The organism is Planomonospora antibiotica, assembly GCF_014647955.1.
GTDB lineage: Bacteria > Actinomycetota > Actinomycetes > Streptosporangiales > Streptosporangiaceae > Planomonospora > Planomonospora parontospora.
Window position 1 is genome coordinate 1 of sequence record NZ_BMQE01000153.1, and the last position, 800, is coordinate 800.

1 protein-coding gene is annotated in these 800 nt (G+C 66.1%); it reads left to right on the plus strand.

The window, feature by feature from the left end; all coding sequences use genetic code 11:
- Nucleotides 1-38: 38 nt before the first annotated feature.
- A partial coding sequence (locus tag IEZ06_RS35890; protein ID WP_373293995.1) for a trypsin-like serine peptidase occupies nucleotides 39-800 on the plus strand: 762 nt, incomplete at its 3' end.

Sequence of the window (800 nt, forward strand, 5' to 3'; positions counted from 1 at the left end):
ACGCAAGATGCGTTCCACGACAGACCAAGGAGTTTCCCTTGAAGCGCATCCTCCTCCCCGCCGGTGGCGCCGTTCTGGCCACCGGTCTGCTGGCCGCCGGTCTGGCCGGCACCGCCCAGGCCGCTCCGGACTGGGCCTACGACACCATGGCCAAGAGCGCTCCCGACGCTCAGCTGGTCGCCAACTTCTGGACCGCCCGCAACGGTGAGGCCCTGAAGAACGCCACGCCCTACTCCTGGGACGTGAAGAACACCCCGACCATGAAGGTCGCCGGCGGCTACACCCCCGACGGCAAGCCGGGCTCGGTCGTGCCGATCGGCGAGGAGAAGAAGTCCGCCTCCGTCGTCAAGAACATCAACCTGCCCAAGACCATCGGCAAGGTGTTCTTCCTCGACGAGGACGACAAGCCGCGCTGGTGCTCGGCCACCTCGATCCAGGCCAAGTACCGCAACCTGGTCGCCACCGCCGGTCACTGCGTCTACGACGACGGCAAGGACTCCTCCGTCGCCGACCGGTGGGTCTTCGTGCCGGGCTACTACCAGGGCAAGACCCCGTGGGGCATCTACGTCGGTAAGACGGCGTACACGCACTACGACTTCGCCGCCTTCGAGGACCGCGACCGCGACTACGCGTTCGTCACCGTCTACAACGGTGTCCAGGTCGGTGGCGCTTCCTGGAAGCCCGTCACCAAGGCCGAGTGGGACAAGCACACCGGTGACAAGGACGTCAAGGGCCAGCCGATCAGCAAGGCGCAGTTCGACGACTGCACCCTGAACCTGACCGGCGACTGCTACTCCGTC